The following is a 15,785-nucleotide window of genomic DNA, read 5'->3' as shown; positions in this document are numbered from 1 at the left end:
GAGGTGAAAAGATGGCTTTAAATATCATAACAGGGACAACTGGAAAAAATCATGTTACGTCACAAGATGCGAGAGATTTACATATGGGGATATGTGGAAATGGCGAGTATGTGCTGAATATTGGTCAGAAGTTGGCTCATGAAGTATTGACAAATACGTCAATACGAATAAAAGACGGGGATATCCTAATGCAAGGTTGCCACGCAAGACTAGTAGATGATGACTATGAGGACTTAAGCATACAGGCAGGTGAAAGTGGTTATAAGAGATACGACTTAATATGTGCTAAGTATGAAAAAGATACAAACACAGAAGTCGAAAGCATGACTTTTGAGGTAGTAACAGGCACACAAACCACAGGCACGCCGACAAATCCGACATATACATCTACGATATTGCGAGAGGGCGGTAATGTTAATTATATGCCACTTTATAGGGTGTATATAGATGGTATTAACATCTCAAGCGTGACTCAATTATTTACAATAACAAAAAGCCTTACAGAGTTGAATACAGGTATTACCCCCATTGATTTTTCAGCGGATATTACATATAACATTGCGAGGACGTCAACAAATGTAAAGGCTTTATTTTATCCAATGCTTAAGCTAGTAGTTATTAATTTTAACATAGTACCTACAAATGTAATAACAGGAGGGGTTGAGACAGGTGTTTTTACAGTTCCTACCGCTTATAAACCTAGTAATATATGCTATGTTCCGCTTGCATCCACAGCAGCAGCGGTGGAAACTCAAGGTTTAATATCAGCAGGCAACCCTACTTTTTCAGTATATTCAGCAGGAAACACGCAGTTGGTTAGAGGTATGCTAGTATATGACACAGTATAGACCTAAAACGGTCTTTTTTTTATTACAAAAAACAGAAAGAGAGGAATCATCATATGGAAAAAATCAACAGTTTTAAAATTATCTTATTAACAGCATTTGGAGTTGCAGGAAGTGGACTATCAAAATTACTTGGAGGATTCGACATGACATTACAAATATTAATAGTTCTTATGATTGCTGACTATGTGACAGGCTTAATTGTGGCAGGAGTATTTAAAAAGTCAGGCAAAACCGAAACAGGAGCATTGGAAAGTAGAGCAGGATGGAAAGGCTTGTGTCGTAAAGGTATGGTTTTATTAATTGTTTTGGTAGCAACTCAACTAGACAAGGTTACAGGAATCGATTTTATAAGAAATACAGTCATTTTAGGATATGTTGCAAATGAAGCTATTAGCATCACAGAAAATGCTGGCTTAATGGGTGTACCTTTACCAGGGGTGCTAACAAACGCAATAAATGTATTAAAACAAAAAGCAGAAAGTGAGGAATAAGAGCATGAGAGACATCACAGCATTACATCCAGAGGTGCAAGTAATAGCGAATAAATTAGTAGAGAAATGCAGAGAACAAGGTTTGATTATTAAAATAACCGATTGTGTGCGTACTAAAGAGGAGCAAGACGCTTTATATGCGCAAGGCAGGACAAGAGCAGGCTCTATTATCACCAATGTTACATATCCCCGATCTAATCATTGTTGGGGGATAGCTTTTGATTTCTGTAGGAATGACGGTACAGGAGCATACAACGACACAGATGGATTCTTTACGAAAGTAGGACAAATAGGAAAGTCACTAGGTTTATTCTGGGGAGGTGATTGGACAAGCATCAAGGATAAACCACATTTTCAACTTGAGACCTATGGAACGTGGAGTAGCCTGCAAGCTAAATATGGCACTCCTAGCCAATATTTTGCATCATGGGGCGGTTCTATTCCTGTGATTCAAAAGGAAGAAGCGAAAGTGGTAGTAAATGACGATATTGTCGCAATAAAAGCCTTGCAAAAATTCTTGAATAAAAAAGGCTTTCGAGACAATGAGGGCAAGAAGTTAGTCGAGGATGGATTAAAAGGCAATAAGACAGTATTTGCAAATACTAAGTTTTTACAAACTATGTTAAATAAAGACGGTCATACGGATGCAGAAGGAAGAAAGCTATATGTAGATGGCTATAAGGGCGAAAAGACAGAGCAAGCTATGAGAAAGGTTATTTGTAAGATGCCTGACAAAGATTCTAAAGGGCGAAACATTTGGAAAGCACCAAAAAATAAAGGCAACGTTGTATTTTACATTCAGACGAACGTCAATACCAAAAATGATAAATATTATGGCTTTAATACTCAAAAAGCTGTAATAAGACAGCAAGCGAATCATAACATATCACAAGATGGTATCACAGGATTCAATACGTTGAATAGTACATTATAATTAGAGAGGGTGGAGAAATCCACCTTCTTTTTTATTACAAATTTTTAAAAAAGTTTATTGGAAAGTATTGACAAAGTACCCCTAGAGTGGTACAATAAATATATCAAATGAAGGAAGGAGAGATATATGATATTCGACAACATGATAAAGGTACTTACAATCATCTGGTTATCAATTCAAATTGCTGGCAAGCTAAAAGAATTAACAGACGATAAATAAGTACCAAACAGGGGAGTAAGACTCCCCACCTCTTCCAGAGGTCATGTTAATTATATCATATGAGTTGATAATATGAAAGATAGAAATGGAAAAAGTGAAACAATCAATATATTAACTGTATTGCTGATTATTTTTATCGAGTTGAAGCTTATAGATTTTAGCAATATGGGAGCATTAGATTATATTATATTGGTCTTTCTAGGAGTTTATATTATTTTAATTATAACGAGCATGTTAAGGAAGTGATCGAATGAAGTTACAAGAAAAGCGAAAAGAAAAAGGATTTTCACAAAGTCAATTATCTGCATTGAGTGATATACCCATTAGGACAATACAACACTACGAGCAAGGAACGAAGGATATTAACAAGGCTCAAGTAGTCACGGTTTTAAAATTAGCCGATGCGCTTGGGTGTGATATCAAGGATATATTGGAATTGGGCGAAAAATAAAAGGGCGGTTCATTGCGAACCGTCTTTTTCAATAAAAAACCCCACGCAATAACGTGGGGAATATATGTGTGTGGAATAGGCTTATTCAGTTGGTGGTTTCTTTTGTAATATTGCTCCAATGATGAATACTCCTGCAAAGATAAAGGAAATAACTGCCCATACCATTAAATCAGGAAAAGTCTTGGATTGTCCGACTGCCAATAAAGCACCTGCAAGGTAAAAGCACCCTGCTGTTATTGCCCCACCTTTTGACTTTCTAGCTGCGATTCCTACGATTCCAGCAACCAAAAGGCATAATGCGAGAAATATACCTGCTGAACCGCTAGTACTTCCGTTCTCCTCTAATGTGTTTGATATTCCTGCTGCACATGATTGTAAAGACACGATTGCAAATGCAATTATCGAAATTATCCCAATCACCAATCTAGCTGTTTTCATAATTCTCTCCTTCTTTCTTCTGTTTCGCAATTAGTTAAATAATTGACTTAAATCCATAATAATACAATTTATTGTGTTTCGTCAACAAGATTTTGCTTATAATGACCAGAATATTCAGCATAAAATACTTAAGATTTTCTTAAGAACGTGAAAACGAACAGTAATTACAGGATATTCAAGAGTTCATTCTCGTTACACTTAACATCTTATTATAACAAAATTCATTTGTTAATTATTCCATTGTCGAAAATCAAACATGCATTGTCGAAAATGCAAGTTAACAAAATAAGTTATTACCAGATATTTGAAAGAAAAGATTACATATTAACATAATTTACAAAAAGAGTATGTAAAATGTGGACTATTTAGTAAAGTATTGCCAAAAGTCTGAAAGCTTGATATAATTTTATCAAGTAAAATACCAATGAAAGAGGGAATGTATATGAATAAAGAATTTGAAGAATTTATTGCATTAAGATGTGACAAAGCCTTAGTTGAATGTAGTGAGTATATAGTAAAAGAGCGAAATTGCAAAACAAATAAAGAAAACTTACATATTTTTGCGGGTATATTATGTTATGATAAGGGTGTAAAAGATACTTTGAAATTTTTAGATGTAAAACAAAAGCTTCATACATTTATTTTAAAAATGCGTGATAATGCAATAATTGAATTTGAAGAACATCTAAAAAAAGAATACAAGACAGGAGTAGATGAAGATTTGCTTGTTGCATCATTTGAAAAAACATGCTATATAAAAGGAATCAAAGATGCATTAAAATTTTTAAGATTGAATTTGATACTATGATATTTTGACGGCAACATTTGACGGCAATATTACATGAATCTACAGTATAATAGAGTTTCAAATATTCAACTATAGTATTATATACATGTATTAAAATGTTAAATATAAATAAAACAGTGAATTTGCGCATGGTTGAAAAAATACAACTTCTAGACTTAGGATCTAGTGGGAGACCGTGCAGGTTCGATTCCTGTCATCCGCATTATAAAAGGGTTTGAAGCGTTTTAAAATCATCCCAAAATGTAAGTAATGCCAAAAATGTAGCCATTAGGTTTTGATTTGAACCTTTTGGCTACATTTATTTCACGAACGTATCATCTAAGTGATTCAAAAGATGACGTATGTTAATCTAATGACATCATTTTTGCATAAGCACAACAAAGTTTTTTTCTAATTCGCCACCTCTATAATGCTTTATGCTTTAAAGATGTGATTAGAACAAGTCATTTAAACTAATAATTTTACTGCCTTTACTTTCATAATAGCGCAGCATTCTAGAAAGATATTAATTGATTCAAAGAGTTATACTTAAGAGAAAGGGATGAGTAATTGAAAAATTTTATTAGTAACAAAAAGAATTTGATAATTTGTTTAATGATTCTTATTATGATTTTCATGGGAACCGCATCTGCTTCCAGCATTCATAAGGTTGAAGATTACAAAAATCAAATCAAGTTAGTTAGAGAGAACCTCTCAAATTATACTGAGGAGTCAAATGATAAAATAAAAGAACTAGAAAAGAAATTAACTAATTTTGAAAGAGTAAAAGCCAAATATGAGGATGATATCGCTGAAAAAGAGAATAAATTACAAACTCTCCAAGCTAAATTAGATTCTTTAGAAGATCAATCAATAAAGATTAAGGAATTAAATAATCAAGTTGAAAGTTTAAAATCAGAAAATGTTTCTTTAAAAGATCAAAATAATAATGTGGCAAATGAATCTTCAAAAACAAAGGAAGAAACTAGTAGTAATAATTCAGAAAGCTCGACAACTGTTCATATAACAAATACTGGTAGTAAGTATCATAATGCAGGATGTAGATATCTAAGTCGAAGTGATATTATGGTAACATTTAGTGAAGCAAAAAGTAGAGGATTAAGTCCATGTAGCGTTTGCCATTAAATTGTTAATGGCTTTAAAGTTCATACGTTTTGTAATAAAGAATAATGAATGGTTTAAGTTAACTAGAGAGGGATCAAACATCAATAACTGGAAAGCTGGTAAATTTCGTAATTGGTTAAAAAACACAGTAGTCAAATTTGTAACGACGACTGTGTTTCATAATTCATTCACTCTAAAACATCAGCAATTCTTTTACTTGCAAATCCATCCCCATATGGATTTTGGGAATGGCTCATTTTGTCATATTCGATTTTATTTTCTAACAAACATTTGAACGAACGATAAATAACTTCTTCCTTTGTGCTTACAAGCTTTAATGTTCCGGCTTCAATACCTTCCGGTCTTTCTGTAGTATCACGCATGACTAGTACAGGCTTTCCTAAACTGGGAGCCTCTTCTTGTATTCCACCGCTATCAGTCAATATTAAATATGATCTAGATAGGAAATTATGAAAATCGATTACATCTAAGGGCTCAATCAATCTTATTCTGTCACAATTATTAAAAATTTCATGAGCAGTCTTTCTTACAACAGGATTCAAATGGATAGGGTAGATTGCCTTAATATCTGGATGTTCCTCTATAATTCGTTTAATTGCATGAAACATATTTTCCATGGGTTCGCCAAGGTTTTCTCTTCTGTGTGCAGTTATCATAATAAGGCGGCTGTCTGCTGCCCAGTTAAGGTGTTCATGAGAATAATCATCCCGCACTGTAATTTTGAGCGCATCAATTGCTGTATTGCCTGTTACGTAAATTGTGTCCACATTTTTCCCTTCTTTAATTAGGTTTTTCTTCGTCATTTCAGTGGGAGTAAAATTATAATTTGCAACGATTCCTACAGCCTGACGGTTGAATTCCTCAGGATATGGAGAGTTGATATTATAAGTTCTTAATCCGGCCTCAACATGACCAACCGGGATATGTAAATAGAAACATGCCAATGCTGTTACAAATGTAGTTGAGGTATCTCCGTGGACTAATACAACATCTGGTCTTATATCGTCTAAAATGGATTTCATTTTATTAAGAATATTTATGGTTATATCAAATAAAGACTGTTGCTCTTTCATGATAGAAAGATTATAATCCGGTTTAACACAAAATACCTCTAATACCTGGTCTAACATTTGTCGGTGCTGTCCGGTAACGCAGACTACAGTTTTTATAGTTTTTCGACTTTTTAATTCCTTTACTAATGGACACATTTTTATAGCTTCAGGTCTAGTTCCGAAAACAAGCATCACCTTCTTCATTGATATTCTCCTTTTCATAGCACCTTTTTATAGTTTATAGGTATTTTCAAGATTACACACATTTTTTGTATCTAAAATAATTTTACCAGCTAATTTATCGATATTTTTCAGAATTTCATCATGTGCAACCATAATTACTACCAAATCGACATCTGCCAAAAACTTGTCAAAATTGTGATATTGATTCTGGTTGATATCATGTTTTACAAAAGGATCATATGTTTTCAATGCGGGGGCCAAATGTTTTTCCATTGTTTCAAGCAATTGTAAGGAAGGACTTTCTCTTACATCGTCTACATTTTCTTTATAAGTCAATCCATATAACCCGACCTTTGTTAAATCTGTCATGTTGTTTTCTTTCATAATATTATGAATTCTTTCCAAAACAAATTCAGGCATCGAATCATTGATTTTTCTTGCTGCTAAAATGATATTGGCAAGCCCTGGGTAATCGCCGACCAAAAACCAAGGATCAACTGAAATGCAATGTCCTCCAACACCTGGTCCAGGTTGTAGAATGTTTACACGAGGATGCATGCTGGCAATTTTAATAATTTCATAAACATCCATATGATCTGCTCTACAGATTTTGGCGAGTTCATTTGCAAATGCTATATTTATGTCTCTGTAAGTATTTTCTACAACCTTTGTCATTTCAGCGACTCTTATATTTGTTACAATGATATTACCTTCACAGAAAGATTCATATAATTTTTTTATTTTCTCTCCAACATTTTTGTCGTCAGCTCCAATAGTACGGGAATTGTATTTAAGTTCATATAACATATTACCAGGAATGATACGTTCTGGTGCATGAACTAAATTAATATCTTCACCTATATGAAATCCATTTTTTTCAACTAAGGGACGTATGAATTTATCTATCGTACCAGGAGAGACAGTTGATTCTATTACAATAGTTGCTCCTTTCGGACATACCTTCATAACATTATTAACAGCTTCTATTACATAACAAGCATCGATTTTTTTACTAAATTTATCATATGGTGTTGGGACTGCTATCATGTAAACATTTGTAGTTATATAATCAGTTGAAAATTGTATTCCTTTTGCGATAGCTTTATCAAATAAATCTTCAAGTCCTTTTTCTTTAAAAGTTATTTTTCCTAATTTCAAAGTTTCTACTAAATTGCTATTATAATCAGTACCGATAACATTTATTCCGTGTGAAGCAAACATTAAAGCTGTTGGTAATCCTATGTAACCTAAACCTATTACGTTGATTACACTCATATCTAATCACCTTTCTTTTTTGAATTATATAGAGTAAAAGTTGTAATAAATAACATCAATAATATCCTTATAATATTAGCAGTGAAAACAGCATAGCAAAATCCCCAAAGACCTTGTTGCCTCATTCCGGTTACGCTTAAAGACAAGTAAGTAAGAAAGTAGGAAATTTGAATGATGGGCTGCCATTTAGTATGACAAAATTTCAATAATGTTGGTTGTATTGTATTTCCTAAAATAAAAACGATGCTTGCTAAATTTGCTATGGCAAAGTAAGGTAAGGCACTATTTATAATGGTTGGGTAAAGGAATTTTGTAATCGGTAGACCAATGAAAAGAATAACCAAATAAAATAAAAAAGATAATCCTAAAAATAAAACCATTCTCTTATAAAATCTAGATATGGTGAGTTTGTTTTCTTTAGCATAGTATGTAAGTAAAACGCCAGTAATTGGAGTCATTATTATTCCAGCAGTTTTTCCTAAAAAAGATGCAACCATATAGATAGATACTTGCTCTGCTCCTAAAATAGGATATATAAAAAATCGATCCATATAAGTCATAAATGTGGATAGAATAGCAGCAAACATAATTAATAGATATTTCATTAGACTTTTTCGTAACAATTCAGTAACTTGGAAATTGTCATGAACAATATGCGCTGTAAAAAAAATATATATACATGAGAATAATTCACCAAAGAAAAATGGAAATATCCATATAGTAGTAATATGTGTCAGGCATAGACCTAAAAAGTAACCAGAAAATCCACAAATACTTGAATAAAGATTCTTCTTGTAATTAATTGTGATTCTATAACTTGCGGAATAATAAGAACGGTACAAAATTAATAACGAAATGATTGTACAGCCAATCATAATACTGTTTGTATCATTAAAGAAAATTGCTGTTAATATAAAAACTATAATAATATCGATGATTGAAATTCCTAAAAATATTATATTATAGTCGCCTTCTAATTTTTTTTTATCATATTCAGATTGCAATAGAATACGAGTATTGTTTAATGGATTACCTAATGCAACGCCGATTGCATTAATTACTCCCATTAAAGTTAGAAGTATACCATAATGATTATTAGACATAATTCTACTTAGATAGGGGTATGTAAAAAGTTGAGTTGCTATTGTAAAAATCATGGAAGCAATAATGTTCAGTATGAAATCCTTAAAAATTGATTTATTAGAACTAAGCATAATTTGATTTAACTTCATTATAGATCCCTTCTAATCTATTACTTTTTCTAGTTTATGACTCATATGGAATTCTTGTTCAAATTTAAGCTTAGAATAAAGATTACGTTGTCTAATATTTGAGTTAATAAAATTAGTAATAGAACCATTACCCCCAATCCTCCTGTAAGAAGGGTTGTTAATAGTGAAGTATCATTTAATACAAACATCATATAACTTAACGAACTAACTACTGTATATAAAGGCAATTCAGTTGTGATAGAATCGATTAAGCGAAATATGATACCTAAGATAATAGTATAAATAAACATACAAAAAAATCCCCCATTAGCAATAGCATCAGAAAAAACTCCGGTATTTGCATTTCCAAAGTTTCTATTGTTAGAATAATATCGTCCAATGTAATATGTGATACCATCAGGATAAGGCTTATCCATTGATAGCACTTTGCCGATAATGGTTTCGGCAAAATATAGTTTATCCCTTACTTTAAAAAAATTGTAATATTGAAATTGGATTTGTGCCGGAATATAAATCATTCTATAAGGAATAGATCTTCTGAGAAAATCCGAAACTTTTAAGATGTCTAATATATAAGAAGTGATATTGATACCGACCATACATAATAAAAAATCTTTTAAAAATCTTCCTCTTTCCATGATTTTAATACACATAATAATGAGTGGGATAGAGAATAAAAAAGCCTTATTCCCAAAACTTAAAAATAATAAGACCTGTAATATTAAAAGAGGAAGAATCATCAACTTCTTTTTTTGGTAGTGGTAGTATATAACAAAAAATGGGAAAAAAACTTTTGCACACCAATTTAATAAATACCCTATAATACCTGATAGTCTATTTTCTGAACGCAGTTCATAAATGGCATCTAAATTAAAAGCACAATAATCTATACCCCCTTGCCTTATAATTAAAAAGATTGTAATCAGCAGATAAGCAGCAAAAAAAAGTTTTATCCATAAAGACGCATACTCTTCTTTAAATATAAGAGACTTTGTATGCTTATTTTGTATAAGTGATAGGATCATGAAGCTAATAGCAATAAATGAAGTATAAATAAAACTTTGATTATTTAACCAGTAATAAGATAACGTAGGAACAAAAATAAAGACTTCCATCATTATATATAAGTATGTAGAAGGATAACTCAAATCCTTCGGTGAAAATAAAGTTATAATTAATAAGTAAAATAAAGAAATAAAAAATCCTACTTTATTTATATTTACAGTTAATCCACTATAATTGTACAGCGGTGAAATATTATATACATAAATAAATTCAATAAGAGTTTTATATAGAAATAAATAGAAAAAAATTGCACTACAACGAAGTATCTTATTTCTTTTTTGTAGACCCCTCAAATTTTTCCACCTCATTTAATAAGATATCGGTATATTGTTTTTCAATTAATGGATAGTCCCAATGAGTTTTTATATAATGAGTTGCATTTTGTTTCAGCTTAGAATAACTCAAGTCATCCATTTTTGAGCAATATAATATTTTTTCCCTTAGATCGTATAAATCTCCACATTTAAAATTAAAGCCATTATCAAACAATAACCTATTTCTATTGATATTATTGTCTTCTGATACTACAGGTAATCCACAAGCTTGTGCATCAAAAAAGCTAAGACTGCATTGCTTAGGAAAAATTGATAAATCAGATGCCTGATAAAACTTAGGTAAATCAAAATATTTTTGCGTGGGAAATTGAAGAATTCTATTTTTTGATTTATGAAATATTTCTTCGACCTCTTTTTCATAATCAGACGTTGTATTTCCTAAGACGATTAAAGTAATATTTTTTTCAGAATCAAATTTTTCTTTGAAAGCGTTTGCCAGTAGTTTACCGCCTTTAACTTCATTTAATTTTCCGGTATAGATCACAACAAATTCATTATGTGGTATATCATGTTCAGCTCTAAACTTTTTTTTTATTTCATCATCAGGATGGAAAAGCGTTGTATCTGTTCCAAACGATATAAAAGGTGTCTGATTTTTAGGGATTCCTAAGCACTTATTTATATATTCGTCATCTTGAGTTCTAATAACTGTCCAATTATTTTTTATGATAATAGGAGTAACAAATTGTCTGAAATAAATTTGAAATAGTTTTCTTAAAGGATTACGTGAAGCCATTTCTAACATATGGTTATCGAAAACAATAGGAAGATTTAGATACTTATATTTCTGTGCAATTCGTATAGAGGATAAGGTGTCATTTGTATGGCACATTAATACGTCCGGATTTAACTCTTTTATTTTTTTTAGATAACCTTTTTTATAAATTACCCGACTGCTTATAACGCCATGTATGGGTAATCTGACAATCTTCACTCCATATTTTTGCTCATATAAATGATCTTCCTCCTGAATATTTTCATTATTTCCAAAACCTGAAAAAGTTGGGTGCTTTTCAATTTTATCTGAAGTAAATATAATGACTTCATGCCCTTTTTTTGCTTGAAAATTAGCTAAGAGATTAATCTGATAACCAAAAGATGGATGGAACATTTCATCCCAATGTAAAATTTTCATAGGTTCACTTCCCTAAACATTTAATTTTGATAGAAATTGTTCAACATTCTCAATGTGATTAGCTGCATCTTTTAAGAATTTAGCATCTTTTTCCCACCATTTTGATTTCAAAAGCAACTCCCTTGTCGATTCATCAAATCGATATCTTATTAGTTTGGCAGGATTCCCTGCTACAATAGCATATGGTTCTACATCTTTGGTAATAACAGCACCTGCACCTAATATAGCACCTGTTCCAATATGGATACCAGACAAAATACATACGTTCATACCAATCCATACATCATTTTCTATAATCGTATTTTTTATCACGGCATAATTCTTATCAGTAAAATTTGTTCTTAACACATTTTTACCTGCATAGAAAGTAGTAGAAGTAGAAATCCATGAGGTCGGATGTGAAGCTAATCCAATATAACAATTATCAGCGATAGAACAAAATTTCCCTATTTGTGCATGGTCCACGAAACACCTGCGTCCCAGATAAGAAAAATTATCAATAGAACTATTATAAAATCGAGTACCGCTAAGTATGGCACTTTTCTTTTCAATTTTACTATTTCTTATCAAAGCTAAAGGTGAAATTTTAGAAAATAATCTGATTGGAAATAATAAGATAGTTTTTAACACTAATTTCATTTTTGTCATTTATTTTCTCCATTCAATTATTTTTTTATTTCTGTTTTTTCTCATCCCTATTTATTTTTGTTCGTTATTCATAAAAATATGTTAATGTAAGAAATTTAGTTTCTTTACAAATACTGGGATACAATCTATAATTTAGAAAAAAGAACAATGGAGGTACCAAAATGAGTAAAATTGATGAAGTAAGAGCAGCTATGGTTGCAGCTATGAAGGCTGGGGACAAAGATAGAAAAGAAACTCTTTCTTTACTTTTGTCAGCATTAAAAAATAAGGCAATTGATAAAAGAAGTGATTTGACTTCAGATGAAGAAAATGAAGTGATTTTAAAAGAGCTTAAGCAGACGAAAGAAACATTAGAACTGACACCATCAGATAGAACTGATATTATTGAAGAATGCAAAAGCCGTATTGCTGTTTTAGAAGAGTTTGCTCCCAAAATGATGAGTGAAGATGAAATCAAAGCTGTAGTGAATGAGGTATTGAACGTTCTTGGCATAGATACACCTACGGCTAAGGATAAAGGAAAAATTATGAAAGAATTAATGCCTAAAGTAAAGGGTGTTGCGGATGGTAAGTTGGTGAATGAAATAGTAGGTGCAATAATGCATTAAAATCATAATTAATATGAATTTTCAACTGATTTTGTTCTTAATTTAAGAGTATCCCTGATGTTTTGATAGAATTTGTTTGCTATTTATTGTATAATGTATTAAATAAGAAACATGATTTTGAAAAAATAAGCAAAAAATACCTAACAAACAAAAAAATCAGACAATATACAAATGATAAATTGTAAGGGGGTACATCTTAATGATTAGAAAGTCTATTCGAAATAAGTTCATTTTAGCAATTTTTATGGGGTGTTTGATTCCATATTTGTTAGGCGGTCTATATCTGAAGTCTTTCATAGAAAAAAAGATGTATCAAACTAGTATTGAGCATTCAAAACAAATACTACAAAAGGTAAGTGAACTGATAGATAATTCATTGATTCATGATATGAAACAAGAAGTCACCTTATTGGCTTCGTTGGATGTTGTAAAGAATGCAGGAAAAAATTTAAACAATTATTCAAAGTATGATGAAACATATATATATGAAGAAACCAAAACAGAGAAAACGATAAAAGAATATTTTAAAGTATTAAAAGAGAGTCATGAGTCTACCAATTTTATATTTCTCGGCATGGAATCAGGTGGGTATATGGAATATCCAAGATTTATACCCACCAAAAGCTACGATCCAAGAACAAGACCTTGGTATAAACAAGCAATTAATAAAGATAAAATAATCATGTCAGACCCATATATAACCAGTAATACGAATGAAATGGTAGTAAGTTTTGCAAAGAAGATACAAAACAAAGCAGAAACGGTTGGAGTAGTTGGGATTTCTGTTAAGTTGGATGAATTGAATCAAAAAATATCAAATACTAAAATTGGAAAGTCTGGATTTGTTTTTGTCATGAGTCCAAACCGTAAGTTTATTGTAAGTCCCAATAATCCTGAATGGATTTTGAAAACTCCGGAAGAATTAGGAATAGAAGGTTTTAAAAATTCTAATTTGGAGAAGGGGGTTAGTTTTACAACCAAGCTAAATAATGTGGAATATGTTTTTAATGCGGTAGTTTCAAAGGAAAGCGGTTTGTATGTTATATCAGCAGCAGATAAAGAAGAGATTCTTAATGAAACGAGAAAAATACCTAACATATTAATTACTATTTATGCAATTACTTATGTCATAGTATTTGTTATAATTTATCAGATTAGTAGACGCATTACCAAACCAATATTAGAAATTTCTTCTGTGATTAATCATATGACGGATTTTGATTTTAACTTTGCTGATAATAAAGAAATACTTCATTATACAAAAAGAATGGATGAGATTGGGATTGTTTCAAAAGCCTTAGTCAATCTGCATGACAATTTTAACGAACTAATGAAGCAAGTAAATATGATAGATGATGAAATCAGAAATATTAATATTGAAGAAAGTAAGAAGTATCAATTGGAAGTTTCTGAAGACAATCCATTTAATGGAGTTATTTGTTCTATGAACGCATTGTTGGATAAAGTCGACTTATATTTTGAAACTTTAAAATCAAAGAATAAGGAAATTATAAAGAATAACGAGCTGCTAACAGCTACAGAAGAAGAATTAAGAGCTCAACTTGATCAGATAAATGAGCAGAAAGAGCATATTAATTTCCTGGCTTATCATGATGCATTGACCGGACTTCCAAATCGTAGAAAATTTGTAGAGAATTTAACGAATAAAATTGCCTCAAAACAAGAAGGTGCTGTTATCCTTTTAGATATTGATGATTTTAAAGGAATTAATGATACTTTGGGTCATGTTTTTGGAGACAAAGTGATCGATACTGTTGCAAAGCGCTTACAAGATATTGCAGTACCCCAAATGTTTATTTCTAGATTTGGAGGAGATGAATTTTTAATTCTTATAGAACATAGGAAAGAAATAGAAGAACTGAATGAATATTTAAATAAAATCTGTTCCATTTTTGATGAAAAAATCCATATTGATGGTAATGATATTGAGATTCGAATAAGTATGGGAATTACATTGTTTCCTCAAAATAGTAAGGATGTGGATCAGCTTGTTATGCAAGCAGATTTGGCGATGTATTCTGTTAAAAATTCGGGAAAAAATGGTTATAAGTATTTTAATTATAGTATGATGGAACATCAAATTACCAAATCAAATATTGAATTTGTTCTGCGGGATGCAATAGAGAATGATGGGTTTAAAATCGTATATCAGCCACAGATAAATGTGAGAAACGGAGAAATAGCAGGTTATGAAGCTTTATTGAGATTGAGAGATTTTGATTTTTCACCGGCGGAATTTATTGATATTGCAGAAAAGAATGGGATGATTATTAAAATCGGAAGGATTGTTACAGAAAAAGTAATAGAGCAATTAAATCAGTGGAAAGAAAAGGGGTTGGAAATCAAACCTGTCGCTATTAATTTTTCAGCTAATCAGCTTCATGATTATGGTTATATCTCCTTTGTTGAATCTTTATTGGAAAAATATCATTTGGATGCGCGGTATATAGAAATAGAAATTACCGAGAATATATTTCTTGAAAATAAACAGGTTACCTTGGCATTCTTAAAAAATCTTAAGCAGATGGGAATCAAGATTGCTATTGACGATTTTGGCACAGGTTATTCATCATTGAATTATTTGACTTTCTTACCGGTTGATATTGTTAAATTAGACCGTTCATTGAATTTGAAATTTTTAGAAATGAATAATGTGAAAGTAATGAATAGTTTGATTTCATTAGTCCATAGTTTAGGATTAGTAGTTATTGCAGAGGGCATTGAAACGCTTGAACAGGTGAAAAAACTGGATGAGGCTTATTGTGATTATATTCAAGGGTATTATTTTAGTAAACCGATAGAAGCGAATCAAATTATTGCTATAAACTCAAAAATATATGATTTATATTAATAATAAATTTAAGAAAATTTAATATTCAAATTATAAGTTTTGTGAGATAATAGTATCTGTTATTTT

Annotated in this window: 16 protein-coding genes and 1 tRNA gene; 10 read left to right on the top strand and 7 right to left on the bottom strand. The window is 31.1% G+C overall.

All coding sequences use genetic code 11. From position 1 onward, the window contains the following. The first annotated feature begins 11 nt into the window (after positions 1–11). From DWV06_RS13370 to DWV06_RS13355, 5 genes are all read left to right on the top strand, one after another. Positions 12–848, top strand: coding sequence for a hypothetical protein (locus DWV06_RS13370; RefSeq protein WP_115482687.1), 837 nt, complete (start codon positions 12–14; stop codon positions 846–848). Positions 849–901: 53 nt separating this feature from the next. Then, positions 902–1,339: a phage holin family protein gene (locus DWV06_RS13365; protein ID WP_115482686.1), complete on the top strand. Its 438-nt coding sequence runs from the start codon at positions 902–904 to the stop codon at positions 1,337–1,339. Between the two features lie 4 nt (positions 1,340–1,343). Beyond that, positions 1,344–2,273, top strand: coding sequence for a M15 family metallopeptidase (locus DWV06_RS13360; protein ID WP_115482685.1), 930 nt, complete (start codon positions 1,344–1,346; stop codon positions 2,271–2,273). Positions 2,274–2,564: 291 nt separating this feature from the next. Then, positions 2,565–2,738, top strand: coding sequence for a hypothetical protein (locus DWV06_RS18425; RefSeq protein ID WP_155522637.1), 174 nt, complete (start codon positions 2,565–2,567; stop codon positions 2,736–2,738). Positions 2,739–2,742: 4 nt separating this feature from the next. Further along, positions 2,743–2,943, top strand: a complete 201-nt coding sequence (locus DWV06_RS13355) for a helix-turn-helix domain-containing protein (RefSeq protein WP_115482684.1) — start codon at positions 2,743–2,745, stop codon at positions 2,941–2,943. An 81-nt stretch (positions 2,944–3,024) separates the two neighbouring features. On the opposite strand, the gene DWV06_RS13350 is transcribed toward DWV06_RS13355, so the two are convergent. After that, positions 3,025–3,381 carry a hypothetical protein gene (locus tag DWV06_RS13350; RefSeq protein WP_115482683.1) on the bottom strand — a complete coding sequence of 119 codons (357 nt, stop codon included), beginning with the start codon at positions 3,379–3,381 and terminating at the stop codon, positions 3,025–3,027. A 442-nt stretch (positions 3,382–3,823) separates the two neighbouring features. Here DWV06_RS13350 and DWV06_RS13345 point away from each other — a divergent pair, with 442 nt between their 5' ends. The 3 genes from DWV06_RS13345 (at position 3,824) to DWV06_RS18850 (ending at position 5,314) form a co-directional block, all read left to right on the top strand. Further along, positions 3,824–4,189, top strand: coding sequence for a hypothetical protein (locus tag DWV06_RS13345; protein ID WP_115482682.1), 366 nt, complete (start codon positions 3,824–3,826; stop codon positions 4,187–4,189). Between the two features lie 124 nt (positions 4,190–4,313). After that, a tRNA-Leu gene (locus tag DWV06_RS18420) sits at positions 4,314–4,391 on the top strand. A 347-nt stretch (positions 4,392–4,738) separates the two neighbouring features. Next, the gene (locus tag DWV06_RS18850; protein WP_235828967.1) at positions 4,739–5,314 is read left to right on the top strand and encodes a hypothetical protein; all 576 of its coding nucleotides are present in this window, start codon (positions 4,739–4,741) and stop codon (positions 5,312–5,314) included. 167 nt (positions 5,315–5,481) lie between these two features. Here the strand turns inward: DWV06_RS18850 and wecB are convergent, their stop codons facing one another. The 6 genes from wecB to DWV06_RS13310 form a co-directional block, all read right to left on the bottom strand. Continuing rightward, positions 5,482–6,570, bottom strand: a complete 1,089-nt coding sequence (gene wecB, locus DWV06_RS13335) for a non-hydrolyzing UDP-N-acetylglucosamine 2-epimerase (protein WP_115482681.1) — start codon at positions 6,568–6,570, stop codon at positions 5,482–5,484. Positions 6,571–6,597: 27 nt separating this feature from the next. Next, the gene (locus DWV06_RS13330) at positions 6,598–7,824 is read right to left on the bottom strand and encodes a nucleotide sugar dehydrogenase (protein WP_115482680.1); all 1,227 of its coding nucleotides are present in this window, start codon (positions 7,822–7,824) and stop codon (positions 6,598–6,600) included. Between the two features lie 2 nt (positions 7,825–7,826). Beyond that, complete coding sequence (locus DWV06_RS13325) at positions 7,827–9,056, bottom strand: lipopolysaccharide biosynthesis protein (protein WP_115482679.1); 1,230 nt, start codon at positions 9,054–9,056, stop codon at positions 7,827–7,829. Positions 9,057–9,097: 41 nt separating this feature from the next. Further along, positions 9,098–10,174 (bottom strand): hypothetical protein, encoded by a 1,077-nt coding sequence (locus DWV06_RS13320; protein ID WP_147289864.1) that lies wholly within the window; start codon positions 10,172–10,174, stop codon positions 9,098–9,100. Positions 10,175–10,388: 214 nt separating this feature from the next. Further along, on the bottom strand, positions 10,389–11,591 hold the full coding sequence (locus DWV06_RS13315) for a glycosyltransferase family 4 protein (RefSeq protein ID WP_115482677.1): 1,203 nt from the start codon (positions 11,589–11,591) through the stop codon (positions 10,389–10,391). A gap of 12 nt (positions 11,592–11,603) precedes the next feature. Beyond that, positions 11,604–12,239 (bottom strand): CatB-related O-acetyltransferase, encoded by a 636-nt coding sequence (locus tag DWV06_RS13310; protein WP_115482676.1) that lies wholly within the window; start codon positions 12,237–12,239, stop codon positions 11,604–11,606. 161 nt (positions 12,240–12,400) lie between these two features. Here DWV06_RS13310 and DWV06_RS13305 point away from each other — a divergent pair, with 161 nt between their 5' ends. Then, a complete protein-coding gene (locus DWV06_RS13305) occupies positions 12,401–12,847 on the top strand; it encodes a GatB/YqeY domain-containing protein (RefSeq protein WP_115482675.1) in 447 nt (148 codons plus the stop codon). 199 nt (positions 12,848–13,046) lie between these two features. Then, positions 13,047–15,719 (top strand): bifunctional diguanylate cyclase/phosphodiesterase, encoded by a 2,673-nt coding sequence (locus tag DWV06_RS13300; protein ID WP_115482674.1) that lies wholly within the window; start codon positions 13,047–13,049, stop codon positions 15,717–15,719. Positions 15,720–15,785 lie beyond the last annotated feature (66 nt).

Origin of the sequence: Anaerosacchariphilus polymeriproducens (assembly GCF_003363435.1) — a bacterium.
Classification (GTDB): Bacteria; Bacillota; Clostridia; order Lachnospirales; family Lachnospiraceae; genus Anaerosacchariphilus; species Anaerosacchariphilus polymeriproducens.
Note: the sequence above shows the minus strand (reverse complement) of the source record. Positions and strands in the feature narration are given on the sequence as shown.

Coding starts and splice junctions, on each gene's coding strand:
- DWV06_RS13370 (WP_115482687.1), top strand. CDS start 12: ATGGCTTTAAATATCATAACAGGGACAACTGGAAAAAATCATGTTACG.
- DWV06_RS13365 (WP_115482686.1), top strand. CDS start 902: ATGGAAAAAATCAACAGTTTTAAAATTATCTTATTAACAGCATTTGGA.
- DWV06_RS13360 (WP_115482685.1), top strand. CDS start 1,344: ATGAGAGACATCACAGCATTACATCCAGAGGTGCAAGTAATAGCGAAT.
- DWV06_RS18425 (WP_155522637.1), top strand. CDS start 2,565: ATGAAAGATAGAAATGGAAAAAGTGAAACAATCAATATATTAACTGTA.
- DWV06_RS13355 (WP_115482684.1), top strand. CDS start 2,743: ATGAAGTTACAAGAAAAGCGAAAAGAAAAAGGATTTTCACAAAGTCAA.
- DWV06_RS13350 (WP_115482683.1), bottom strand. CDS start 3,381: ATGAAAACAGCTAGATTGGTGATTGGGATAATTTCGATAATTGCATTT.
- DWV06_RS13345 (WP_115482682.1), top strand. CDS start 3,824: ATGAATAAAGAATTTGAAGAATTTATTGCATTAAGATGTGACAAAGCC.
- wecB (WP_115482681.1), bottom strand. CDS start 6,570: ATGAAGAAGGTGATGCTTGTTTTCGGAACTAGACCTGAAGCTATAAAA.
- DWV06_RS13330 (WP_115482680.1), bottom strand. CDS start 7,824: ATGAGTGTAATCAACGTAATAGGTTTAGGTTACATAGGATTACCAACA.
- DWV06_RS13325 (WP_115482679.1), bottom strand. CDS start 9,056: ATGAAGTTAAATCAAATTATGCTTAGTTCTAATAAATCAATTTTTAAG.
- DWV06_RS13320 (WP_147289864.1), bottom strand. CDS start 10,174: ATGATGGAAGTCTTTATTTTTGTTCCTACGTTATCTTATTACTGGTTA.
- DWV06_RS13315 (WP_115482677.1), bottom strand. CDS start 11,591: ATGAAAATTTTACATTGGGATGAAATGTTCCATCCATCTTTTGGTTAT.
- DWV06_RS13310 (WP_115482676.1), bottom strand. CDS start 12,239: ATGACAAAAATGAAATTAGTGTTAAAAACTATCTTATTATTTCCAATC.
- DWV06_RS13305 (WP_115482675.1), top strand. CDS start 12,401: ATGAGTAAAATTGATGAAGTAAGAGCAGCTATGGTTGCAGCTATGAAG.
- DWV06_RS13300 (WP_115482674.1), top strand. CDS start 13,047: ATGATTAGAAAGTCTATTCGAAATAAGTTCATTTTAGCAATTTTTATG.